The organism is Pseudomonas piscis, assembly GCF_009380155.1.
Classification (GTDB): domain Bacteria; phylum Pseudomonadota; class Gammaproteobacteria; order Pseudomonadales; family Pseudomonadaceae; genus Aquipseudomonas; species Aquipseudomonas piscis.
On sequence record NZ_WHUV01000005.1, the window covers coordinates 77,593 to 96,700 of the forward strand.

Annotated in this window: 18 protein-coding genes; 12 read left to right on the top strand and 6 right to left on the bottom strand. The window is 64.7% G+C overall.

The window, feature by feature from the left end; translation table 11 throughout:
- Window positions 1-44 precede the first annotated feature (44 nt).
- The 4 genes from pgsA to GDH07_RS25220 form a co-directional block, all read right to left on the bottom strand.
- Entirely contained in the window at window positions 45-605 is a 561-nt protein-coding gene (gene pgsA, locus GDH07_RS25205) for a CDP-diacylglycerol--glycerol-3-phosphate 3-phosphatidyltransferase (protein WP_031320034.1), read from the bottom strand.
- Window positions 606-637: 32 nt separating this feature from the next.
- Window positions 638-2,461 carry an excinuclease ABC subunit UvrC gene (uvrC, locus tag GDH07_RS25210; protein ID WP_031320035.1) on the bottom strand — a complete coding sequence of 608 codons (1,824 nt, stop codon included), beginning with the start codon at window positions 2,459-2,461 and terminating at the stop codon, window positions 638-640.
- Between the two features lie 3 nt (window positions 2,462-2,464).
- Window positions 2,465-3,106: a response regulator transcription factor GacA gene (gene gacA, locus GDH07_RS25215; protein WP_031320037.1), complete on the bottom strand. Its 642-nt coding sequence runs from the start codon at window positions 3,104-3,106 to the stop codon at window positions 2,465-2,467.
- Between the two features lie 145 nt (window positions 3,107-3,251).
- Window positions 3,252-3,617, bottom strand: coding sequence for a helix-turn-helix domain-containing protein (locus GDH07_RS25220; RefSeq protein WP_053131436.1), 366 nt, complete (start codon window positions 3,615-3,617; stop codon window positions 3,252-3,254).
- A gap of 82 nt (window positions 3,618-3,699) precedes the next feature.
- On the opposite strand from GDH07_RS25220, the gene GDH07_RS25225 reads away from it, so the two are divergent.
- The gene (locus GDH07_RS25225) at window positions 3,700-3,930 is read left to right on the top strand and encodes a DNA-binding protein (protein ID WP_068581210.1); all 231 of its coding nucleotides are present in this window, start codon (window positions 3,700-3,702) and stop codon (window positions 3,928-3,930) included.
- Between the two features lie 6 nt (window positions 3,931-3,936).
- On the opposite strand, the gene GDH07_RS25230 is transcribed toward GDH07_RS25225, so the two are convergent.
- Complete coding sequence (locus GDH07_RS25230) at window positions 3,937-4,401, bottom strand: GNAT family N-acetyltransferase (protein ID WP_343038338.1); 465 nt, start codon at window positions 4,399-4,401, stop codon at window positions 3,937-3,939.
- Complete coding sequence (locus GDH07_RS25235; protein ID WP_343038339.1) at window positions 4,398-5,153, bottom strand: carbon-nitrogen hydrolase family protein; 756 nt, start codon at window positions 5,151-5,153, stop codon at window positions 4,398-4,400. The genes GDH07_RS25230 and GDH07_RS25235 overlap by 4 nt, the downstream gene beginning before the upstream one ends.
- 170 nt (window positions 5,154-5,323) lie before the next feature.
- Here GDH07_RS25235 and GDH07_RS32745 point away from each other — a divergent pair, with 170 nt between their 5' ends.
- The 11 genes from GDH07_RS32745 (at window position 5,324) to GDH07_RS25285 (ending at window position 19,094) form a co-directional block, all read left to right on the top strand.
- Window positions 5,324-5,455 (top strand): hypothetical protein, encoded by a 132-nt coding sequence (locus tag GDH07_RS32745; protein WP_022639336.1) that lies wholly within the window; start codon window positions 5,324-5,326, stop codon window positions 5,453-5,455.
- 344 nt (window positions 5,456-5,799) lie between these two features.
- Entirely contained in the window at window positions 5,800-6,879 is a 1,080-nt protein-coding gene (locus GDH07_RS25240) for a 3-deoxy-7-phosphoheptulonate synthase (RefSeq protein ID WP_152899254.1), read from the top strand.
- A 117-nt stretch (window positions 6,880-6,996) separates the two neighbouring features.
- On the top strand, window positions 6,997-7,278 hold the full coding sequence (locus GDH07_RS25245) for a peptidylprolyl isomerase (RefSeq protein WP_022639338.1): 282 nt from the start codon (window positions 6,997-6,999) through the stop codon (window positions 7,276-7,278).
- Window positions 7,279-7,431: 153 nt separating this feature from the next.
- Entirely contained in the window at window positions 7,432-9,294 is a 1,863-nt protein-coding gene (locus GDH07_RS25250; protein WP_152899255.1) for an extracellular solute-binding protein, read from the top strand.
- The gene (locus tag GDH07_RS25255) at window positions 9,294-10,355 is read left to right on the top strand and encodes a microcin C ABC transporter permease YejB (RefSeq protein ID WP_022639340.1); all 1,062 of its coding nucleotides are present in this window, start codon (window positions 9,294-9,296) and stop codon (window positions 10,353-10,355) included. Before GDH07_RS25250 ends, GDH07_RS25255 begins: the two co-directional genes overlap by 1 nt.
- Window positions 10,355-11,377 carry an ABC transporter permease gene (locus GDH07_RS25260; RefSeq protein WP_152899256.1) on the top strand — a complete coding sequence of 341 codons (1,023 nt, stop codon included), beginning with the start codon at window positions 10,355-10,357 and terminating at the stop codon, window positions 11,375-11,377. The genes GDH07_RS25255 and GDH07_RS25260 overlap by 1 nt, the downstream gene beginning before the upstream one ends.
- Before the next feature lie 14 nt (window positions 11,378-11,391).
- Window positions 11,392-12,966, top strand: coding sequence for an ABC transporter ATP-binding protein (locus tag GDH07_RS25265; protein WP_152899257.1), 1,575 nt, complete (start codon window positions 11,392-11,394; stop codon window positions 12,964-12,966).
- Window positions 12,967-13,191: 225 nt separating this feature from the next.
- A complete protein-coding gene (locus GDH07_RS25270; protein WP_022639343.1) occupies window positions 13,192-14,610 on the top strand; it encodes a sigma-54 interaction domain-containing protein in 1,419 nt (472 codons plus the stop codon).
- 285 nt (window positions 14,611-14,895) lie between these two features.
- Entirely contained in the window at window positions 14,896-16,287 is a 1,392-nt protein-coding gene (locus tag GDH07_RS25275; RefSeq protein WP_022639344.1) for a GntP family permease, read from the top strand.
- A gap of 7 nt (window positions 16,288-16,294) precedes the next feature.
- Complete coding sequence (gene hbdH / locus GDH07_RS25280) at window positions 16,295-17,068, top strand: 3-hydroxybutyrate dehydrogenase (protein WP_152899258.1); 774 nt, start codon at window positions 16,295-16,297, stop codon at window positions 17,066-17,068.
- 70 nt (window positions 17,069-17,138) lie between these two features.
- A complete protein-coding gene (locus tag GDH07_RS25285) occupies window positions 17,139-19,094 on the top strand; it encodes an acetoacetate--CoA ligase (RefSeq protein WP_152899259.1) in 1,956 nt (651 codons plus the stop codon).
- Window positions 19,095-19,108: the final 14 nt, after the last annotated feature.

The following is a 19,108-nucleotide window of genomic DNA, read 5'->3' on the forward strand; positions in this document are numbered from 1 at the left end:
CTATAGAAATCAGAATGAACGTCAACCCCTTGATTCAAAAAAACTTATTTTTTCTCGCCGTCGATTTTCAGGTGTGGCCATGCGGCCCGCAGGTATTGCTGCATCGACCACAAGGTCAGGCCCGCCGCCACCAGCAGCAAGGCGTAGCCCAGCAACACCCAGAAGCTGAAGACCGAAGGATTGGCCAGCAGGATCACCAGCGCCAGCATCTGCGCCGCGGTTTTCCACTTGCCCATGTTGGACACCGCCACCTGCGCCCGGGCGCCGAGCTCGGCCATCCATTCGCGCAGGGCCGAGACCACGATCTCGCGCCCGATGATCACGGCCGCCGGCAGGGTCAGCCACAGGTTGGCGTGCTCCTGCACCAGCAGCACCAATGCCACCGCCACCATCAGCTTGTCGGCCACGGGGTCGAGGAACGCGCCGAAAGGCGTGCTCTGCTCCAGGCGTCGCGCCAGGTAGCCGTCCAGCCAATCGGTGGCGGCCGCGAAGGCAAAGACTGAACTGGCTGCCATATAGCTCCAGCTATAAGGCATATAGAACAGCAATATGAAGATCGGGATAAGCAGGACGCGTAGAACGGTGATCAGATTAGGGATATTCATCGGCACAACTGGCTACGAGGTGATTGGGCATTCTACTCGCTGTGCAGGTTTGCATAAATCAACTCTGCGAGCTTTTTACTGATTCCCGGTGCCTTGGCGATCTCGTCGATGCTGGCCCGGGACAATTCCTGTAATCCACCAAAATGCTTGAGCAGGTCGCGCCGGCGTGTCGGGCCGACCCCCGCCACCCCTTCCAGGGTCGAGGTACGTCGAGCCTTGCCACGCCGGGCGCGGTGGCCGGTGATCGCGAAGCGGTGGGCCTCGTCGCGAATTTGCTGGATCAGGTGCAGCGCCGGCGAATCCCCCTTGAGGGTGAACTCGTGGGCCGCGTCGTTCAGGTATAGCGTTTCGAAACCGGCCTTGCGAGTCGTGCCCTTGGCCACGCCGAGGAGGATCAGGTCCGGTACCGCCAGTTCGTTGAGCACATCGCGGGCCATGGCCATCTGGCCCTTGCCGCCGTCCACCAGGAGGATGTCCGGCAGCTTGCCCTCGCCGTCCTTGAGCTTGCTGAAGCGTCGGGTCAGGGCCTGATGCATGGCCGCGTAGTCGTCGCCGGCGGTGACGCCCTCGATGTTGTAACGACGATAGTCGGACTTCAGCGGCCCCTCGGGTCCGAACACCACGCAGGAAGCCACGGTGGCCTCGCCGCTGGAATGGCTGATGTCATAGCACTCCAGGCGCTGCGGTGGCTCGTCCAGGTTCAGCACCTCGGCCAGGGCTTCGAAACGCGCGGCCACGTGCTGACGGTTGGCCAGGCGCGCGCCCAGGGCCTGCTCGGCATTGGTCACCGCCAGTTGCTGCCAACGTGCCCGGGTGCCACGCACCCTGTGGCTGATGGTCAATTCGCGACCGCGTAACTCATCGATGGCGGCGATCAGGATCGGAAAGTCTTCATGGGTCACATTGACGATCAACTCGGCCGGCAGGTCGCGCTCAGGACTGCTGACGAAATACTGCCCCAGGAACGCCAGCATGACTTGCGCCACGTCTTCCTCGATGCCCACCTGGGGGAAGAAGTTCTTGCTGCCCAGCACTCGCCCGCCACGCACACTGATCAGGTGCACACAAGCGCCGCCGGGGTTGACGAAAGCCGCCAGCACGTCGACATCGCCGGTACCGCCTTCCATGCTCTGCTGATCCTGGACCCGACGCAGCAGGCCGATCTGGTCGCGCAGCTCGGCGGCCTTCTCGAAGTCCAGGGTACTGGCGGCGGCTTCCATGGCACCGGACAACTCGTCGGTCAGGGCATTGCTGCGCCCCTCGAGGAACATCACCGAATGGCGCACGTCCTCGGCATAGACCTCGGGCTCCACCAGGCCGACGCACGGCCCCTTGCAACGCTTGATCTGGTACTGCAGGCAAGGCCGCGTACGGTTCTTGTAGTAGCTGTCCTCGCACTGGCGGACCAGGAAGGTCTTCTGCAACAGGCTCAGGCTCTCACGGATGGCGCCGGCACTGGGATAAGGCCCGAAATACTTGCCCTTCTGCTTCTTCGCCCCGCGATGGATGCTGAAGCGCGGAAAGGCGCCATCGGAGAGGAAGACGTAGGGATAGGACTTGTCGTCGCGCAGGAGGATGTTGTACGGCGGCCGCCACTCCTTGATCAGGGTCTGCTCCAGCAGCAACGCCTCGGTCTCGTTGGCGGTGATGGTGGTCTCGATCTGGGCGATACGCGCCACCAGGGCGGCGGTCTTCGGTGCCTGGCCGGTCTTGCGGAAGTAGCTCGACAGGCGGTTCTTCAGGTTCTTGGCTTTACCGACGTAGAGCAGGCGCGCATCGCTGTCGAACATGCGATACACACCGGGGCGGCCACTGCAGGTAGAAAGAAAGGCGCTGGGATCAAACAGGTCGGTCATTTTTCAGAGGCTGGCATCGACCATGCCGTGGCGAACCGCAAGCAGCGTCAATTCCACATCGCTGCTGATCGAGAGTTTCTCGAAAATCCGATAACGGTAGGTGTTTACGGTTTTCGGCGACAGGCACAGCTTGTCGGAGATGATCTGCACCTTTTGGCACCCGACGATCATCAGGGCAATCTGGATTTCCCGCTCCGACAACGCATCGAACGGCGATTCACTGGAAGGCTGGAACGACTTGAAGACCAACTGCTGGGCGATTTGCGGGCTGATGTAGCGCTGGCCGGCGAAGACCAGGCGGATGGCCTGGACCATTTCATTGAGCCCCGCGCCCTTGGTCAGGTAACCCGCCGCACCCGCTTGCAGCAATCGGGTAGGGAATGGATCTTCCTCACAGACCGTCACGGCCACGACCTTGATGTCCGGATGACTGCGCAACAACTTGCGCGTGGCTTCAAGCCCACCGATCCCTGGCATCTTGACGTCCATCAGGACTACGTCGGGTTTCAACTCCCGCGCCTTGAGCAGGGATTCCTCTCCCGACTCCGCCTGCCCGACTACTTGCAGGCCATCGATGTCAGCCAGCATTCGTGTAATGCCCGTACGAACGAGATCGTGGTCATCGACTACTAGCACCCTAATCAAGCAGACACCTCGCGAAATGGTCTTTACAGGTTGCCCGACACCTTAGCAAAAAAGCACCGTACAAACCTAATCACATGCGCTATTAAAAACACATCAGCCGCGATAACAACGCACACCCGGCCCGCCTCCCCGGCAGGCCCTGGCTTCAGGGCTCGGCGGGCTGGGGCTTTTTCCTGGAGCCCTGGCCCTGCGACAGCTCGGCCAGGGTGGCAGTCAGACGGCAGATTGCATCCTGATCGCCCTTGAACAGCGCCCGATAGCAGTCAAGCACCTTTTCCTCGGTCCGGCTCAACCTGCCGGCCTGGACCGGCGTCCGACTGCCGGTCAGCACATACAGCACATCCACTCCCCTGGCCGCCACCCGCGACAGATAATCTGCCTTGGGTGCTCGATCCCCACTCTCGTATTTACCCTGGGCGTTGGCTTCCACCCCGCCGATTTCACCAAAAACTTTTTGCGACAGTCCAAGGCGTTCCCGCTCCTGCCTCAACCGCGAACCGATTCCACTCATTTGGATGTATGATCCCATCAGATACACCCCAAGGGGGTGTCATACTCTTCAAGCTTTGAACAAAATTGAACGGTTTTGAACTATGCCCGGTATACGCACTGCCGCACAAGCCAAGGCCTGGCTGGAACACCAGGGAAAGTCGGTTCAACAGTTCGCGCGCGAACATGGGGTTGATCCGGCCACTACCTATCAGGTATTGGCCGGCCGCAAGAAGGGCAAGCGAGGGGAAGCACACAAGGTCGCGGTGCTGTTGGGCATGAAGGACGGCATTATCCTCGACGAAGTGCCGGTAGTGGATCCGGCACTGATCTGAGCCCCCCTATTCTTTTCTGCCTGGCGCAGCGCCAACCGCAGTGGTAGAGCGCTCCATGCGCCAGAAGCAATCATCGGCTCCCACTACCTTAAGGCCCGTTCGCTCGTACAGGCTTTGTGCCGGGTTGTCCTTGAACACCGTCAAGCGCAACAAGCCACGGTGCTCCTTTCGCGCCATCTCGAGTACCTGCTGCAAGGTCCAGCTCCCTGCGCCCTGCCCGCGCCAGGCCGGCAGCACATGCAGCTCGCGGATGTAGAGCGCCCGCGAGTCGCGGCTCAGGCTGACGAAACCCAGCACTTCAGTCCCCTGGCAGATCAGCAGGTTCTCGCGGCCGGCCCAGGCCACGTCGAAGGCGTCGTCGAGCCACAGCAGGTCATGACGGATGTAGTAGCGCAGCATGCCGGAACAGGTCAGCTCCCGGGCGAAGGCCAGGTCGGCCTCCCGGGCCGGGCGCAGCTCGAAGTCGTTCACCGAGCCACCGGCAGCACTTGGGCCTGCCACTGCCCGGCACCGCCTCGAACCAACAGCAACGCCTCACCGACCCCGTCCACCGCTGCCAACAGTTGTCCCTCGGGGCCCCAGGCCGCACTGCGCCCGGCGCAGGTCCAGCCGCCACTGGGCCCGCCATGATTGGCCATCAGCACCAGCAATCCATGCTCCCGGGCATACCCTTGCAACAGCGTGCCGTCGACGGCATACCCGCCTTCGCTGATCAGCACACCGGCGGCATAGACATCGGCCCCGGCCTGTGCAGCCGCCTGCACATGGCTGGCATGGCTGAAGTCCGCACAAACCGCCAGGGCAACCTGGTGCTCGGCAAATGCCAAGGGCGCGCCGCCACTGCCCGCGGCAAAAGCGCGCTCCTCTCCGGGATGCAGATGCTGCTTGCTATAGACCGCCAGCGAACCATCGCCCCCCAGCACCAGCGCACCGATCAGTACCGGTCCGTCATCGACCAGGCGAATCGGCAACCCCACCACCGTAGTCATCTGCAGCTCCCGCGCCAGGTCGCGCAGGGGTTGCAATACCGGCGAATCCGGAGCCAAGGCCAACTCGGCCGCCAGTTGTGGCTCGTAGCCGGTCAGCGACAGCTCGGGGAACACCAGCAACTGCACGCCCTGCTGCGCCGCCAGTCGCATCAAGCGCTGGTGTCCGGCGAGGTTGGTCGGCAGGTCTCCGGCAATGGACACCGATTGGGCAGCGGCAAGGGTCAACAAGGTCACGGGCAGTCCTTTTTGGGGCAACGATGGAGGTAAACATGCAGGCGCCGCGAGTGTCGCACAACCCCCATTGGATTGATCCATAGTCGCGCCCCCGCCTGCGCCATAGAAATTACTGATTGAATCGCCGGCCCGCCCTCTAGTAAGCTCGCTGCACTTCACGGAGAAACCCCATGCTGTCCCAGACCCTTTCCCTGCATCGCCACACCGCCAGCGCACTGCGTTCGGTTGCGGCTGCCTGGGTCAATGGCAGCGCGGCGGCGAGCTTTTATTTTGGGTATTGGTTTAGCCACTGGCGCGCCTGATACCCAACCGGCGCCCATAAAAACGGGTCGCCCACCAGAGAAATCTCAACCCCCGGTCGGCCTCCCGACCGGGGGTTTTGTTTTTCCGGGCCTGGATTTTCAACCACGATTTTTGCGACACACCGAACTTACCGAGGATTGCACCATGAACTACGCCACCTATTACCGTTACGACATGTTTTCCACCTGGCGATTTAGCAGCCTCCGCTCGGGACAGCCTGCCGCCTCCGATCGGTCACCTACCGGTGGCAATTGCACACTCATGGCCAGTACGGCCAATTGTCGAACACCCCAGTAGGGCCGCGCGCGGGACATCACCCGCCGCCCGCCCAGGAAGACCGCACATGAACTCGTCCGTATCCGCTCTGTCCCTGTCCGCTCAAGCCAGCGCCAACGAACCCCTGAGCCAGCGCCTGCCCAGCTCCCTGGAACTCAAGCAGCACCTGCCGCTATCCACGGCCCTGAGCCAGCAAGTCGCCACCCATCGCCAAGCCATCCGCGCCATCCTCCAAGGCCAAGACCCTCGCCTCTTGGTAGTGGTCGGCCCCTGCTCCATCCACGATCCGCAATCGGCCCTGGAATATGCCGCCAACCTGGCCCGGCTGTCCGCGCAAGTGAGCGACCAGATGCTCCTGGTGATGCGCGCCTACGTGGAAAAACCCCGTACCACCGTCGGCTGGAAAGGCTTGGCCTACGACCCGCACCTGGACGGCAGCGATGACATGGCCGGTGGCCTGGCCCTGTCCCGGGAACTGATGCGCGAGATGCTGCGCCTGGGCCTGCCGATCGCCACCGAATTGCTGCAACCCATGGCCGCCGGCTACTTCGACGACCTCTTGAGCTGGGTCGCCATCGGCGCGCGCACCACCGAATCGCAGATCCACCGGGAAATGGCCAGTGGCCTGGAGATCCCCGTGGGCTTCAAGAACGGTACCGACGGCGGCGTCGCCATCGCCTGCGACGCCATGCGCTCGGCGGCCCATCCGCACCGCCACTTCGGCGTCGACAGCCAGGGCCATCCGGCGATCATCCAGACCGCGGGCAATCCCGACGCCCACCTGGTGCTGCGCGGCGGCCACCGAGGGCCGAACTACGACCGCCAGAGCGTGGCCCAGGTCCAGCGCGACCTGCACAAGCTGAAGATCCCGGCACGGATCATGGTCGATTGCAGCCACGCCAACAGCGGCAAGGACCCGGCGCGCCAGCCGGCAGTGTTCAACGAGGTGCTGGAGCAACGCCTGCAAGGCGACGCCTCGCTGATGGGGGTGATGCTCGAAAGCCACCTGTTCGAAGGCTGCCAACCGCTGAACGGCAACCTGCGCTACGGCGTCTCGATCACCGACGGCTGCCTGGGCTGGGACACCACCGAGCACCTGCTGGGCAACGCCGCCCAGCGACTGCGGGCACTGGCGGCCAGCGCCTGAGCATCAGCCGTTACCGCCACGCCGGCAGTCGTGGCGGTAACGGCTTGAAGGAACTTTGACAAGAAATGGCCACCTGAATCCGGTAGGCTCTCCACTTTCTTGAAAGGAGCAACTCCCATGGCCAAAGCCACTGCCCGTCACATCCTGGTTGCCAGCGAAGCCAAGTGCAACGAACTCAAAGCCGAAATCGAAGCCGGCGCCGATTTCGCCGACGTAGCGAAGAAGAACTCCACCTGCCCCTCCAGCCGTGACGGCGGCAACCTGGGTTCCTTCGGCCCGGGCCAGATGGTCAAGGAGTTCGATACCGTGGTGTTCAGCGCCCCGATCAACGTGGTCCAGGGCCCGGTGAAGACCCAGTTCGGCTACCACCTGCTGGAAGTGACCAGCCGCCAGGACTGACCGCCCGGCGATCACGCCTGCCCCAACGGCCCGCCACTCGGTGGGCCGTTGCCTTTATGCCCCCAAGATGCGCGACAACGGATGCGGCTGGCCAGTCACGCGCGGCTAGCGTACAAATCGTGGTCATCGATCACCCGGCTTGCAAGGCTGACAATGCGACTGCTTTTCCCCTCCGTACTGCTCACCACCCTGTTGTTGGGCGCCACCAGTGCCCAGGCCGCTCCCGGACACGCCATGACCGTCTATGGCGAACCGGCCAAGTATTCCCAGGGTTTCAGCCACTTCGACTACGTCGACCCTCTGGCCCCCAAAGGCGGGACCCTGCGCCGCTCGGCCATCGAGATCGGCCGCTTCGACCATGTGCTGCCCTACATCGACAAGGGCATCGGCGTGTCCCAGCTGGATGGCCTGGTGTATGCCCCCCTGGCCCAGCGCTCCCTGGACGAACCCTATACCGTCTACGGCCTGGTGGCCGAGAAGATGGAGCGCGCCGAAGACGGCCTGTGGCTGCGTTTCTACCTCAACCCCAAGGCGCGCTTCGCCGACGACACCCCCATCACCGCCGAAGACGTGCGCTACAGCTACGACCTGCTGATGACCCAGGGCAGCATGCGTTATCGCACCCAGTTCGCCGATGTCAGCGGCGTCACCGTGGAGTCGCCACGGGTGATCCGCTTCGATTTCAAGAACAGCGAGAACCGCACCCTGCCCCTGGATATCGCGACCCTGCCGGTGTTCCCCGAACACTGGTGGAAGAGTCGCGACTTCGCCGGCGGTGGCGGCTATGAAGCGCCCCTGGGCAGCGGCCCCTACCGCGTGGGCAAGGTGGACTCGGGCAACAGTATCACCTTCATCCGCAACCCCGACTGGTGGGGCAAGGACCTGCCGGTCAGCCGCGGCCTGTACAACTTCGATCACTTCAGCGTCGAGTACTTCGGCGACATCGACGTTGCCCGCCAAGTGCTGCGCGGTGGGGCCTACGACTACAACCGCGAGTTCTCCGCCACCGGCTACTCCATCGGCTACGACAGCCCGGCCCTGAACGACGGGCGCCTGCAGAAGGCCCACCTGGCCCAGGCCGCACCGCAACCGGCCCAGGGCTATGTGTTCAACCTCGACCGCCCGGTGTTCCAGGACCGTCGCACCCGCCAGGCCCTGGCCATGCTCTGGGACTTCGAGTGGAGCAATCGGCAGATGATGCGCAACCTGTACATCCGCCAGCAGAGCTTCTTCTCCAACACCCCGCTGGCGGCCCGCAGCCTGCCGGACGCCGAGGAGTTGAAGATCCTCGAGCCATTGCGCGGGCAGATTCCCGACGAGGTCTTCACCCAGGTGTTCGAAGCGCCGAAGACCGACGGCAGCGGTGTGCTGCGCGACAAGCAATTGCAGGCCCTGGCCTTGCTGGAGCAGGCAGGCTGGAAGCCCGAGGGCGACAAGCTGGTCAATGCCCAGGGCGCCCCCCTGGCGTTCACTTTCCTGATCACCCAGGGCTCCATCGAGCGCCTGTTGCTGCCCTACAAGCGCAACCTGGCGCAGATCGGCATCACCCTAAACATCCGCCGCATCGATTCCGCGCAGTACGTCAATCGGCTGATGGCCCGCGACTACGACATGATCGTCACCGGCTACCCGGTGACCACCTCGCCCGGGCTGGAGCTGTACAACTACTTCGGATCGGCCGCGGCCAACGATCCGGGCTCGAACAACCTCATGGTGCTCAAGAACCCGGCGGTGGACACCCTGGTCAACGGCCTGGTCAAGGCCACCAGCCAGCCGCAAATGCTGCGCTACGCCCACGCCCTGGACCGGGTGCTGCAATGGAACTACTACTGGATCGCCAACTACTACCCACCCGGCACCTCCACCGTCTGGTGGAACCGTTTCGGCAGGCCCAAGGTGCCGGCCAGCAACGACGAAGCCATCGAAACCTGGTGGGAAGTCAGCCCCACCCCACTGACCAATGACCAGATGGCCGCCGAACTCGCGCGCCGTGGCAAACCCGGAGGGCGCCCCTGATGCCGGCCTACATCCTGCGGCGCTTGCTGCTGATCATCCCGACCCTGCTGATCATCCTTCTGGTGAACTTCGTCATCGTCCAGGCCGCTCCCGGCGGCCCGGTTGAGCAGGCCATCGCCCGCTTGCAGGGCATTGGCGGCGGTGGCGTCGGTGGCTCCGCCGACGCCATGACCAGTGGCGGTTCGCGCGCCAGCCGCGGCCTGGACCCCAAGCTGATCCAGGACATCGAGAAACAGTACGGTTTCGACAAGCCGGCCCATGAACGCCTGTGGCTGATGCTCAAGAACTACGCCCAACTGGACTTCGGCAAGAGCTTCTTCCGTGGCGCCACGGTCACCGACCTGATCCTGGAAAAGATGCCCGTGACCATTTCCCTGGGGCTGTGGGCGACCCTGATCACCTATCTGGTGTCGATCCCCTTGGGGATTCGCAAGGCGGTGCGCCATGGCAGCCACTTCGATGTCTGGAGCAGCACCGCGATCATCATCGGCTACGCCATGCCGGCCTTCCTGTTCGCCATGTTCCTGATCGTGCTGTTCGCCGGTGGCACCTCGCTGAACTGGTTCCCGGTACGCGGCCTGGTCTCGGACGACTTCGACCAGCTGAGCACCCTGGGCAAGATCGCCGACTACTTCTGGCACCTGGTGCTGCCGGTCAGCTCCCTGGTGATCGGCGGCTTCGCTACCCTGACCATCCTCACCAAGAACAGCTTCCTCAACGAAATCACCCGCCAGTACGTGGTCACCGCCCGGGCCAAGGGCCTGAGCGAACGCCGGGTGCTGTACGGCCATGTGTTTCGCAACGCCATGCTGCTGGTGGTCTCGGGCATTCCCCAGGCCTTCATCAGCGTGTTCTTCGCCGGCTCCCTGCTGATCGAGGTGATCTTCTCCCTCGATGGCCTGGGGCGCATGAGCTACGAGGCCGCGGTCTCCCGGGACTATCCGGTGGTGTTCGGCTCGCTGTTCATCTTCACCCTGTTCGGGCTCTTGATAAAACTCATCGGCGACCTGTGCTACACCCTGGTCGACCCGCGCATCGACTTCGCCGCGAGGAACGCCTGATGCTCAAGCTCTCCCCCCTGGCGCGCCGGCGCCTGGACCGTTTCAAGCAGAACCGCCGCGGCTGGTGGTCGCTGTGGCTGTTCATCGGCCTGTTCGTCCTGACCCTGGGCGGCGAGCTGATCGCCAACGACAAGCCGCTGGTACTGAGCTACCAGGGCTCGCTGTACTTCCCGGTGTTCAAGCGCTACACCGAGCAGGAGTTCGGCGGCCAGCTGCCGTTCCAGGCCGACTACCGCAGCGACTACGTGCAGCAGCTGATTCGCAAGGACGGCGGCTGGCTGCTGTTCCCGCCCATCCCCTTCAGCGAAGACACGCCCAACTACGACCTGACCCGACCGGCCCCCAGTCCGCCCACGGCGACCAACTGGCTGGGCACCGACGACCAGGCCCGGGACGTCCTCGCGCGGGTGATCTACGGCGCCCGGGTGTCGATCCTGTTCGCCCTGGCCCTGACCGCCATCAGTGCCCTGGTCGGCATCGCTGCCGGCGCACTGCAGGGCTACTACGGCGGCTGGGTCGATCTCCTGGGCCAGCGCCTGCTGGAAGTCTGGTCGGGGCTACCGGTGCTGTACCTCTTGATCATCCTGTCCGGTTTCGTCGAACCCAACTTCTGGTGGCTGCTGGGGATCATGGCGCTGTTCTCCTGGCTGGCCCTGGTGGACGTGGTACGCGCCGAATTCCTGCGTGGGCGCAACCTGGAATACGTCAAGGCCGCCAGGGCCCTGGGCCTAAGCGATCGCAAGGTGATCCTGCGGCACATCCTGCCCAACGCCATGAACGCCACCCTGAGCTACCTGCCGTTCATCCTCACCGGCGCCATCTCGACCCTCACCGCCCTGGACTTCCTCGGTTTCGGCATGCCCGCCGGCAGTGCCTCCCTGGGCGAGTTGATCGGCCAGGGCAAGCAGAACCTGCAAGCGCCATGGCTGGGGCTGACGGCGTTCTTCGCTCTGGCGCTGATCCTCTCGCTGCTGGTGTTCATCGGCGAGGCGCTGCGCGATGCCTTTGACCCCCGATCTTGAAGCGGACTGTAGAAATGACTGAAAACCTGATCGAAATCCGCCAGCTCAATGTGGCCTTCGGCGGCCGCCCCGCGGTCCGCGACCTGTGCCTGGACATCCGTCCCGGCGAGTGCCTGGCGCTGGTGGGCGAGTCCGGCTCGGGCAAATCGGTGACGGCCCACTCGATCCTGCAACTCCTGCCCCAGACCGGCTGCAGCAGTAGCGGCAGCGTGCGCTACCGCGGCCAGGAGCTGATCGGCGCCGACAGCGCCACCCTGCAAAAGCTGCGGGGCAACCGCATCGCCATGATCTTCCAGGAACCCATGACCTCGCTGAACCCGCTGCACAGCATCGAGAAGCAGATCGGCGAAACCCTGCTGCTGCACCGCGGCCTGGGCGGCAAGGCGGCCCAGGCGCGCATCCTCGAACTGCTGGAGCTGGTGGGCATCCAGAAACCCCGTGAACGGCTCAAGGCCTACCCGCACCAGTTGTCCGGCGGCCAGCGCCAACGGGTGATGATCGCCATGGCCCTGGCCTGTGAACCTGAGCTGCTGATCGCCGACGAACCCACCACCGCCCTGGACGTCACCGTGCAGCGCAAGATCCTGTTGTTGCTCAAATCCCTGCAGCAACGCTTGGGCATGTCGCTGCTGCTGATCAGCCACGACCTCAACCTGGTGCGGCGCATCGCCCAGCGCGTGTGCGTGATGAAGGCCGGGGAAATCGTCGAGCAGGCCGACTGCGACACCCTGTTCAACGCTCCGCAGCACCCCTATAGCTGCGAGCTGCTGCACGCCGAGCCCGAGGGCTTGCCATTGCGCCGCGACACCCGCGACACCGTGCTCGAGGTGGACAACCTCTGCGTCGAGTTCCAGGTCGGCGGCGGCCTGCTGAGGCGCAAGCAGTACCTGCGGGCCGTGGACGGTATCAGCCTGCGCGTGCAGCAGGGCAAGACCCTGGGCATCGTCGGTGAATCCGGCTCGGGCAAGTCGACCCTGGGCCAGGCGATCCTGCGGCTGCTGGACTCCCAGGGCGGCATCCGCTTCCAGGGCCAGGCCCTGGACGGTCTCAACCAGAAACAACTGCGGCCCTGGCGCAAGCAGATGCAGGTGGTGTTCCAGGACCCCTTCGGCAGCCTCAGCCCGCGCATGTCGGTGGCGCAGATCATCAGCGAAGGCCTGGAGGTACATAGCCAGTACGATGCCCGCCAGTGCGAGGAACAGGTGATCCGCGCCCTGGAGGAAGTCGGCCTCGACCCGGACAGCCGCCACCGCTACCCCCACGAGTTCTCCGGCGGCCAGCGCCAGCGCATCGCCATCGCCCGGGCCTTGGTGCTCAAGCCGGCGCTGATCCTGCTGGACGAACCCACTTCGGCCCTGGATCGCACCGTGCAGAAACAAGTGGTGACCCTGTTGCGCCAGCTCCAGGAGAAGTACGGCCTGACCTACCTGTTCATCAGCCACGACCTGGCGGTGGTCCGCGCCCTGGCCCACGACATGATCGTGATCAAGGACGGTCAGGTAGTGGAAAGCGGCGCTAGCCACCAGGTATTCGCAGCCCCGCAGCACCCCTACACCCGGGAACTGCTGGCCGCCGCCCAACCCGGCTGAACCTCCGGCGATCTGCGGCCCTCCCCGCTCGTGGCCGCTGCGCGCCCATGCGCAGCCTGCGGCAGCGGCTACACCAAGCACCGCCCCCTGTAGCCGCTGCCGAGCCCGCGAGGCTGCGCCAAGGTCCGCAGGAGCTTCCGGCAATCTCCAGCCACCCCTTCCCTGGTCGCGCCCGGGAGGGGATTGTCGGCATAATCGGCGCCGCCAGCCCCAGGACCCCAGCCCATGAACGACAGCGAAAACCTCAAGGACTACCAGCGTGTGCGCCAACTGGCGATCCGCTCGCTGTTCGAGATCATAGAGCAATCCAGCGAAGGCACGGTGATCGTCGACCGCGACGCCAATATCGTCTGGATGAACGAGCGCTATGCCCGGCGCTTCGGCCTGGAGTCGGCGGCGTTCGCCATCGGCAAGCCCTGCGAGAGCGTGATCCCCGGTAGCCTGCTGCGTGAAGTGGTGCGCACCGGCCGGCCGATCCTGCTGGACATGCAGGACACCCCCAAGGAACCGCTGGTGGTCATGCGCCTGCCGATCCACGACGCCGCGGGCCTGGTGATCGGCGCCATCGGTTTTGCCCTGTACGACGAGTTGCGCAGTCTCTCGCCGATGCTCAAGCGCTACCTGAGCATGCAGGAAGAACTGGCCTCCACCCGCTCGCTGCTGCGGGCCCGGCAGACCAAGTACAACTTCGCCCATTTCATCGGCACCAGCAGCGCCAGCCTGGAGGTCAAGCGTCGGGCCCGGCGCGGCGCCAGCACCGAATCGCCGGTGCTGCTGCAAGGCGAGACCGGCACCGGCAAGGAGTTGCTGGCCCAGGCCATCCACGCCGCCTCGCCACGGGCGCACAAGCCGTTCGTCAGCATCAACAGCGCGGCGATTCCCGAAGCCCTGCTGGAAGCGGAGTTCTTCGGCACCGCCCCCGGCGCCTTCACCGGCGCCGACCGCAAGGGGCGCGCCGGCAAGCTGCAGATCGCCCAGGGCGGCAGCCTGTTCCTCGACGAAATCGGCGACATGCCGTTGCCCCTGCAGAGCAAGCTGCTGCGGGTGCTGCAGGAAAAAGAGTTCGAGCCGGTGGGCTCCAACGAGGTGATCCACAGCGACGTGCGGATCATTGCCGCCACCTCCACCGACCTGGAGGCGGCGATCAAGCGCGGCGAGTTCCGCGCCGACCTGTATTACCGCCTCAATGTGTTGCCGATCCAGGTGCCGGCCCTGCGCGAGCGCCTGGACGACCTGCCGGCGCTGAGCGAAGGCATCCTGGAAGAACTGCGCAGCCAGCACGAGCTGACACCCGAGGCCCTGGCGCTGCTGGGCCAGCACGCCTGGCCGGGGAACATCCGCGAACTGCGCAACGTGCTGGAACGGGCGGCCTTGCTCAGCGACGACTTGCTGCTCGGAGCCGGGGATATCCGCGCGGCCATCGGCAACTTCAGTGCGTTGCCGCGCGCGGCCCTCGCCGCGTCCACCGAGGCGTTGCCCCATGAAACCTTTGCCACGGCGCGCGAGCGTTTCGACCGTCAGTTGATCGAAGCGACCCTGGCGCAATGCGCCGGTAAAGTGGACCAGGCGGCCCGGCGCCTCGGCCTGGGCCGCTCGACGCTGTACAAGAAAATGGCAGCCCTGGGCATAGCCGAGTCCCAATAAAGAGACAAACATCTCAATATTGAGAAAAATCCATCATCTGCACCTATTACCGGCAATCGAGCCGCGACTATCTGCTACTGCATGCTTCTGCTGGAGCGAGACTTGCCCGCGATAACGCCCCGATGATCGAAAAAAGTCTCAAAATAGAGACAAAATTCCTTATCGCCACTTAATAAATATAAAAACTTCTTATATTTCAATAGCTTGTAAAAATGGCACAAAACTCGCTATAGCCCCTCTCCACACGCAGTACCCACAACAAGAACAATCCTGGAGAGACACACCATGAGTGTGATCATTGCCCTGGCAGCCCTGGCGCTGCTGATGCTGGCCGCCTACCGAGGCTACAGCGTCATCCTGTTTGCCCCCATCGCCGCCCTCGGCGCCGTCCTGCTCACCGACCCATCCGCCGTAGCGCCTGCCTTCACCGGGGTGTTCATGGAAAAGATGGTGGGTTTCATCAAGCTGTATTTCCCGGTGTTCCTGCTGGGCGCGGTGTTCGGCAAGCTGATCGAGCTGTCGGGGTTCTCCCGCTCCATCGTCGCCGCCGCCATCCGTCTGCTGGGCACCCGCCAGGCGATGCTGGTGATCGTGCTGGTCTGCGCCCTGCTGACCTATGGCGGCGTGTCGTTGTTCGTGGTGGTGTTCGCGGTCTACCCGTTCGCCGCCGAGATGTTCCGCCAGAGCGACATCCCCAAGCGCCTGATCCCGGCGACCATCGCCCTGGGGGCGTTCTCCTTCACCATGGACGCCCTGCCCGGCACCCCGCAGATCCAGAACATCATCCCCAGCACCTTCTTCAACACCACCGCCTGGGCCGCGCCCTGGCTGGGGCTGATCGGCACCCTGTTCGTGTTCTGCGCCGGCATGCTGTTCCTCCAGCGCCAGCGCAGCAAGGCGCAAAAGGCCGGTGAAGGCTACGGCAGCGACCTGCGCAACGAACCGGAGACCGCCGCCGACCTCAAGCTGCCCAACCCCTGGGTCGCCCTGTCGCCGCTGTTGCTGGTAGGGGTCATGAACCTGCTGTTCACCCACTGGATCCCGCAGTGGTATGGCAAGACCCACAGCCTGGCCCTACCGGGCATGGCGGCGCCGGTAACCACCGAGATCGCCAAGCTCACCGCCATCTGGGCGGTACAGGCCGCCTTGCTGGTGGGCATCCTGATGGTGCTGGCATGTGGCTTCGGTGCCATTCGCAGCAAGCTCGCCGAAGGCAGCAAGAGCGCGGTCAGCGGCGCCTTGCTGGCGGCCATGAACACGGCCTCGGAGTATGGCTTCGGCGCGGTGATCGCGTCCCTGCCGGGGTTCCTGGTACTGGCCGACTGGCTCAAGAGCATCCCCAACCCGCTGGTCAACGAGGCCATCACCGTGACCCTGCTAGCCGGTATCACCGGCTCCGCCTCGGGCGGCATGAGCATCGCCCTGGCGGCCATGTCCGAGACCTTCATCAGCGCCGCCCACGCCGCCAACATTCCCCTGGAAGTGCTGCACCGGGTGGCCGCCATGGCCAGCGGCGGCATGGACACCCTGCCCCACAACGGTGCGGTGATCACCCTGCTGGCGGTCACCGGGCTGACCCACCGCGAGGCCTACAAGGACATTTTCTGCATTACCCTGATCAAGACCCTGGCGGTCTTCGTCGTCATCGCCACTTTCTACGCCACTGGCATCGTGTGAGGTATTCATGACCACTCTTTCTGGCAAGACCGCCCTGGTCACCGGCTCCACCAGCGGTATCGGCCTGGGCATCGCCCAGGTCCTGGCCCGGGCCGGAGCCAACCTGATTCTCAATGGCTTCGGCGACGCCTCACCCGTCATCGCCGAGCTGAAGCAACTGGGGGTCAAGGTCGGCCACCACCCGGCGGACGTCAGCGACCCGGCGCAGATCGCCGAGATGTTCGCCTATGCCGAACGCGAGTTCGGTGGCGTCGACATCCTGGTGAACAACGCCGGCATCCAACACGTGGCCACCGTCGAGGAGTTCCCGGTGGAGCGCTGGGACGCGATCATCGCCATCAACCTGTCGGCGGTGTTCCACAGCACCCGCCTGGGGCTGGCGGGTATGCGCGCCAAGGGCTGGGGGCGGATCGTCAACGTCGCCTCGGTGCACGGCCAGGTGGGGTCGGTGGGCAAGGCCGCCTATGTCGCGGCCAAGCACGGGGTGATCGGCCTGACCAAGGTGGTGGGCCTGGAGACCGCCACCAGCAACGTCACCTGCAACGCCATCTGCCCGGGCTGGGTGCTGACCCCGCTGGTGCAGAAGCAGATCGACGACCGCGCGGCCAGCGGCATCGACCCGCAACAGGCGCGCCACGACCTGCTGGCGGAAAAACAACCCTCCCTGGAGTTCGTCACCCCGGCGCAGCTGGGCGAGCTGGTGCTATTTTTGTGCAGTGATGCCGCAGCCCAGGTCCGCGGCGCGGCCTGGAACATCGATGGCGGCTGGCTGGCGCAATAACGGAGCGACAAGCTGTAAGTGGTGAGCCGCAAGCAACAGCAGATCAAAAGAACAACAAGAGAGCCCTTGCATGTCCGACATACTCTGGCAACCCAGCGCCGAGCGCATTGGCAAGACGCGCATCGACGCCTTCCGCCGCTTCGTGAACCAGCGCCACGGCCTGGACATCGGCGACTACCCCGGCCTGCATCAGTGGAGCATCGACCAGCGCGAAGCCTTCTGGCAGGCCATCGTCGACTTCTTCGAGGTCAGCTTCCACCAAGACGCCGAATGCGTGCTGCGCGAAGGGTCGCAAATGCCCAGCGCCCAGTGGTTTCCCGGGGCCACCCTGAACTTCGCCGAACACCTGCTCAAGCGCCGCGACGACAGTGTGGCGGTGGTAGCGATCGCCGAAGACGGCCAGCGCCAGCAACTGACCTACGCCGAGCTGGCGGCCCAGGTCGCCGGCCTGCAAGCCAGCCTGCGGGCCATTGGGGTCGGCCAGGGCGACCGGGTGGCGGCCTGCATGCCCAATACCTGGCAGACCCTGGTGGGCATGCTCGCCACCACCAGCCTGGGTGCGGTGTGGTCCAGTTGCTCGCCGGACTTCGGCACCCAGGGCGTGATCGACCGTTTCGGCCAGATCGAGCCCAAGGTGCTGATCACCTGTGCCGGCTACCGCTACGCCGGCAAGGATGTGGACCAGGGTGAAAAGATCGACCAGATCCTCCAGCGCCTGCCCTCCCTGGAACAACTGCTGATCGTGCCCGGCACCCGCCCCCAGGCCCGCGCCGAGGACTACCGGACCCAGGCCCGGGTCAGCCTCTGGCAGGACTTCTACCGGAGCGGCGGCGACCCCGTGTTCGTCGCGGTGCCCTTCGCCCACCCGCTGTATATCCTCTACTCCAGCGGCACCACCGGGGTGCCCAAGTGCATCGTCCATGGCACCGGCGGAGTGCTGTTGCAGCACCTCAAGGAACACGGCCTGCACGCCGACCTCGGTCCCGGCCAGCGGCTGTTCTACTACACCACCTGCGGCTGGATGATGTGGAACTGGCTGGTCTCGACCCTGGCCACCGGCGCCAGCCTGGTGCTCTACGACGGCTCGCCGTTCCACCCCCATAACGAGCGCCTGGTCGACCTCATCGACAGCGAGGCGATCAACGCCTTCGGCACCAGCCCCAAGTACCTGGCCGCACTGGAGAAAGCCGGTAGCCGGCCACGCCTGAGCCACCGCCTCGACAGCCTCAAGACCCTGCTGTGCACTGGCTCGCCGCTGTCGCCCCAGAGCTACGACTACGTGTATCGGCAGATCAAGGCCGACCTGTGCCTGGCCTCGATGTCCGGCGGCACCGATATCGTCGCCTGCTTCGTCGCCGGCAACCCGGTGCAAGCGGTGCGCCGTGGCGAGATGCAGGGCAAGGGCCTGGGCATGGCCATCGAAGTCTGGAACGACCAGGGCCAGCCGGTGCTCGGCGAGAAAGGCGAACTGGTCTGCACCCGGCACTTTCCGAGCATTCCGGTGGGGTTGTGGAACGACCCGGACCAAAGCCGGCTGCGCGACTCCTACTTCAAGCTGTTTCCCGGGGTCTGGGCCCAGGGCGACTACGCCGAACAATTGGCCGATGGCGGCTGGCTGATCCACGGTCGTTCGGATGCGGTGCTCAACCCCGGCGGCGTGCGCATCGGCACTGCGGAGATCTACCGCCAGGTGGAGAAGCTCGAGCAAGTGCTGGAGAGCCTGGCCATCGGCCAGAGCTGGGAGCAGGACGTGCGGGTGGTGCTGTTCGTGCGCCTGCAAGAGGGCGTGGTCCTGGACGACGCCCTGCGCGAGCGCATCCGCCAGGTGATCCGCAGCAACACCACGCCACGCCATGTACCCGCCAGGATCCTTGCGGTGACCGACATCCCCCGGACCATCAGCGGCAAGATCGTCGAGCTCGCGGTGCGCAACGTGGTCCACGGCCTGCCGGTGAAGAATACCGACGCCCTGGCCAACCCCGAGGCCCTGGAACAGTTCCGCGACCGCGAGGAACTGCGCAGTTGATACACCCCGCCGGC

Bases quoted from the DNA above. Each gene is read 5' to 3' on its own strand.
- pgsA (WP_031320034.1), bottom strand. From the start codon at position 605: ATGAATATCCCTAATCTGATCACCGTTCTACGCGTCCTGCTTATCCCG.
- uvrC (WP_031320035.1), bottom strand. From the start codon at position 2,461: ATGACCGACCTGTTTGATCCCAGCGCCTTTCTTTCTACCTGCAGTGGC.
- GDH07_RS25220 (WP_053131436.1), bottom strand. From the start codon at position 3,617: ATGAGTGGAATCGGTTCGCGGTTGAGGCAGGAGCGGGAACGCCTTGGA.
- GDH07_RS25225 (WP_068581210.1), top strand. From the start codon at position 3,700: ATGCCCGGTATACGCACTGCCGCACAAGCCAAGGCCTGGCTGGAACAC.
- GDH07_RS32745 (WP_022639336.1), top strand. From the start codon at position 5,324: ATGCTGTCCCAGACCCTTTCCCTGCATCGCCACACCGCCAGCGCACTG.
- GDH07_RS25240 (WP_152899254.1), top strand. From the start codon at position 5,800: ATGAACTCGTCCGTATCCGCTCTGTCCCTGTCCGCTCAAGCCAGCGCC.
- GDH07_RS25245 (WP_022639338.1), top strand. From the start codon at position 6,997: ATGGCCAAAGCCACTGCCCGTCACATCCTGGTTGCCAGCGAAGCCAAG.
- GDH07_RS25250 (WP_152899255.1), top strand. From the start codon at position 7,432: ATGCGACTGCTTTTCCCCTCCGTACTGCTCACCACCCTGTTGTTGGGC.
- GDH07_RS25255 (WP_022639340.1), top strand. From the start codon at position 9,294: ATGCCGGCCTACATCCTGCGGCGCTTGCTGCTGATCATCCCGACCCTG.
- GDH07_RS25260 (WP_152899256.1), top strand. From the start codon at position 10,355: ATGCTCAAGCTCTCCCCCCTGGCGCGCCGGCGCCTGGACCGTTTCAAG.
- GDH07_RS25265 (WP_152899257.1), top strand. From the start codon at position 11,392: ATGACTGAAAACCTGATCGAAATCCGCCAGCTCAATGTGGCCTTCGGC.
- GDH07_RS25270 (WP_022639343.1), top strand. From the start codon at position 13,192: ATGAACGACAGCGAAAACCTCAAGGACTACCAGCGTGTGCGCCAACTG.
- GDH07_RS25275 (WP_022639344.1), top strand. From the start codon at position 14,896: ATGAGTGTGATCATTGCCCTGGCAGCCCTGGCGCTGCTGATGCTGGCC.
- hbdH (WP_152899258.1), top strand. From the start codon at position 16,295: ATGACCACTCTTTCTGGCAAGACCGCCCTGGTCACCGGCTCCACCAGC.
- GDH07_RS25285 (WP_152899259.1), top strand. From the start codon at position 17,139: ATGTCCGACATACTCTGGCAACCCAGCGCCGAGCGCATTGGCAAGACG.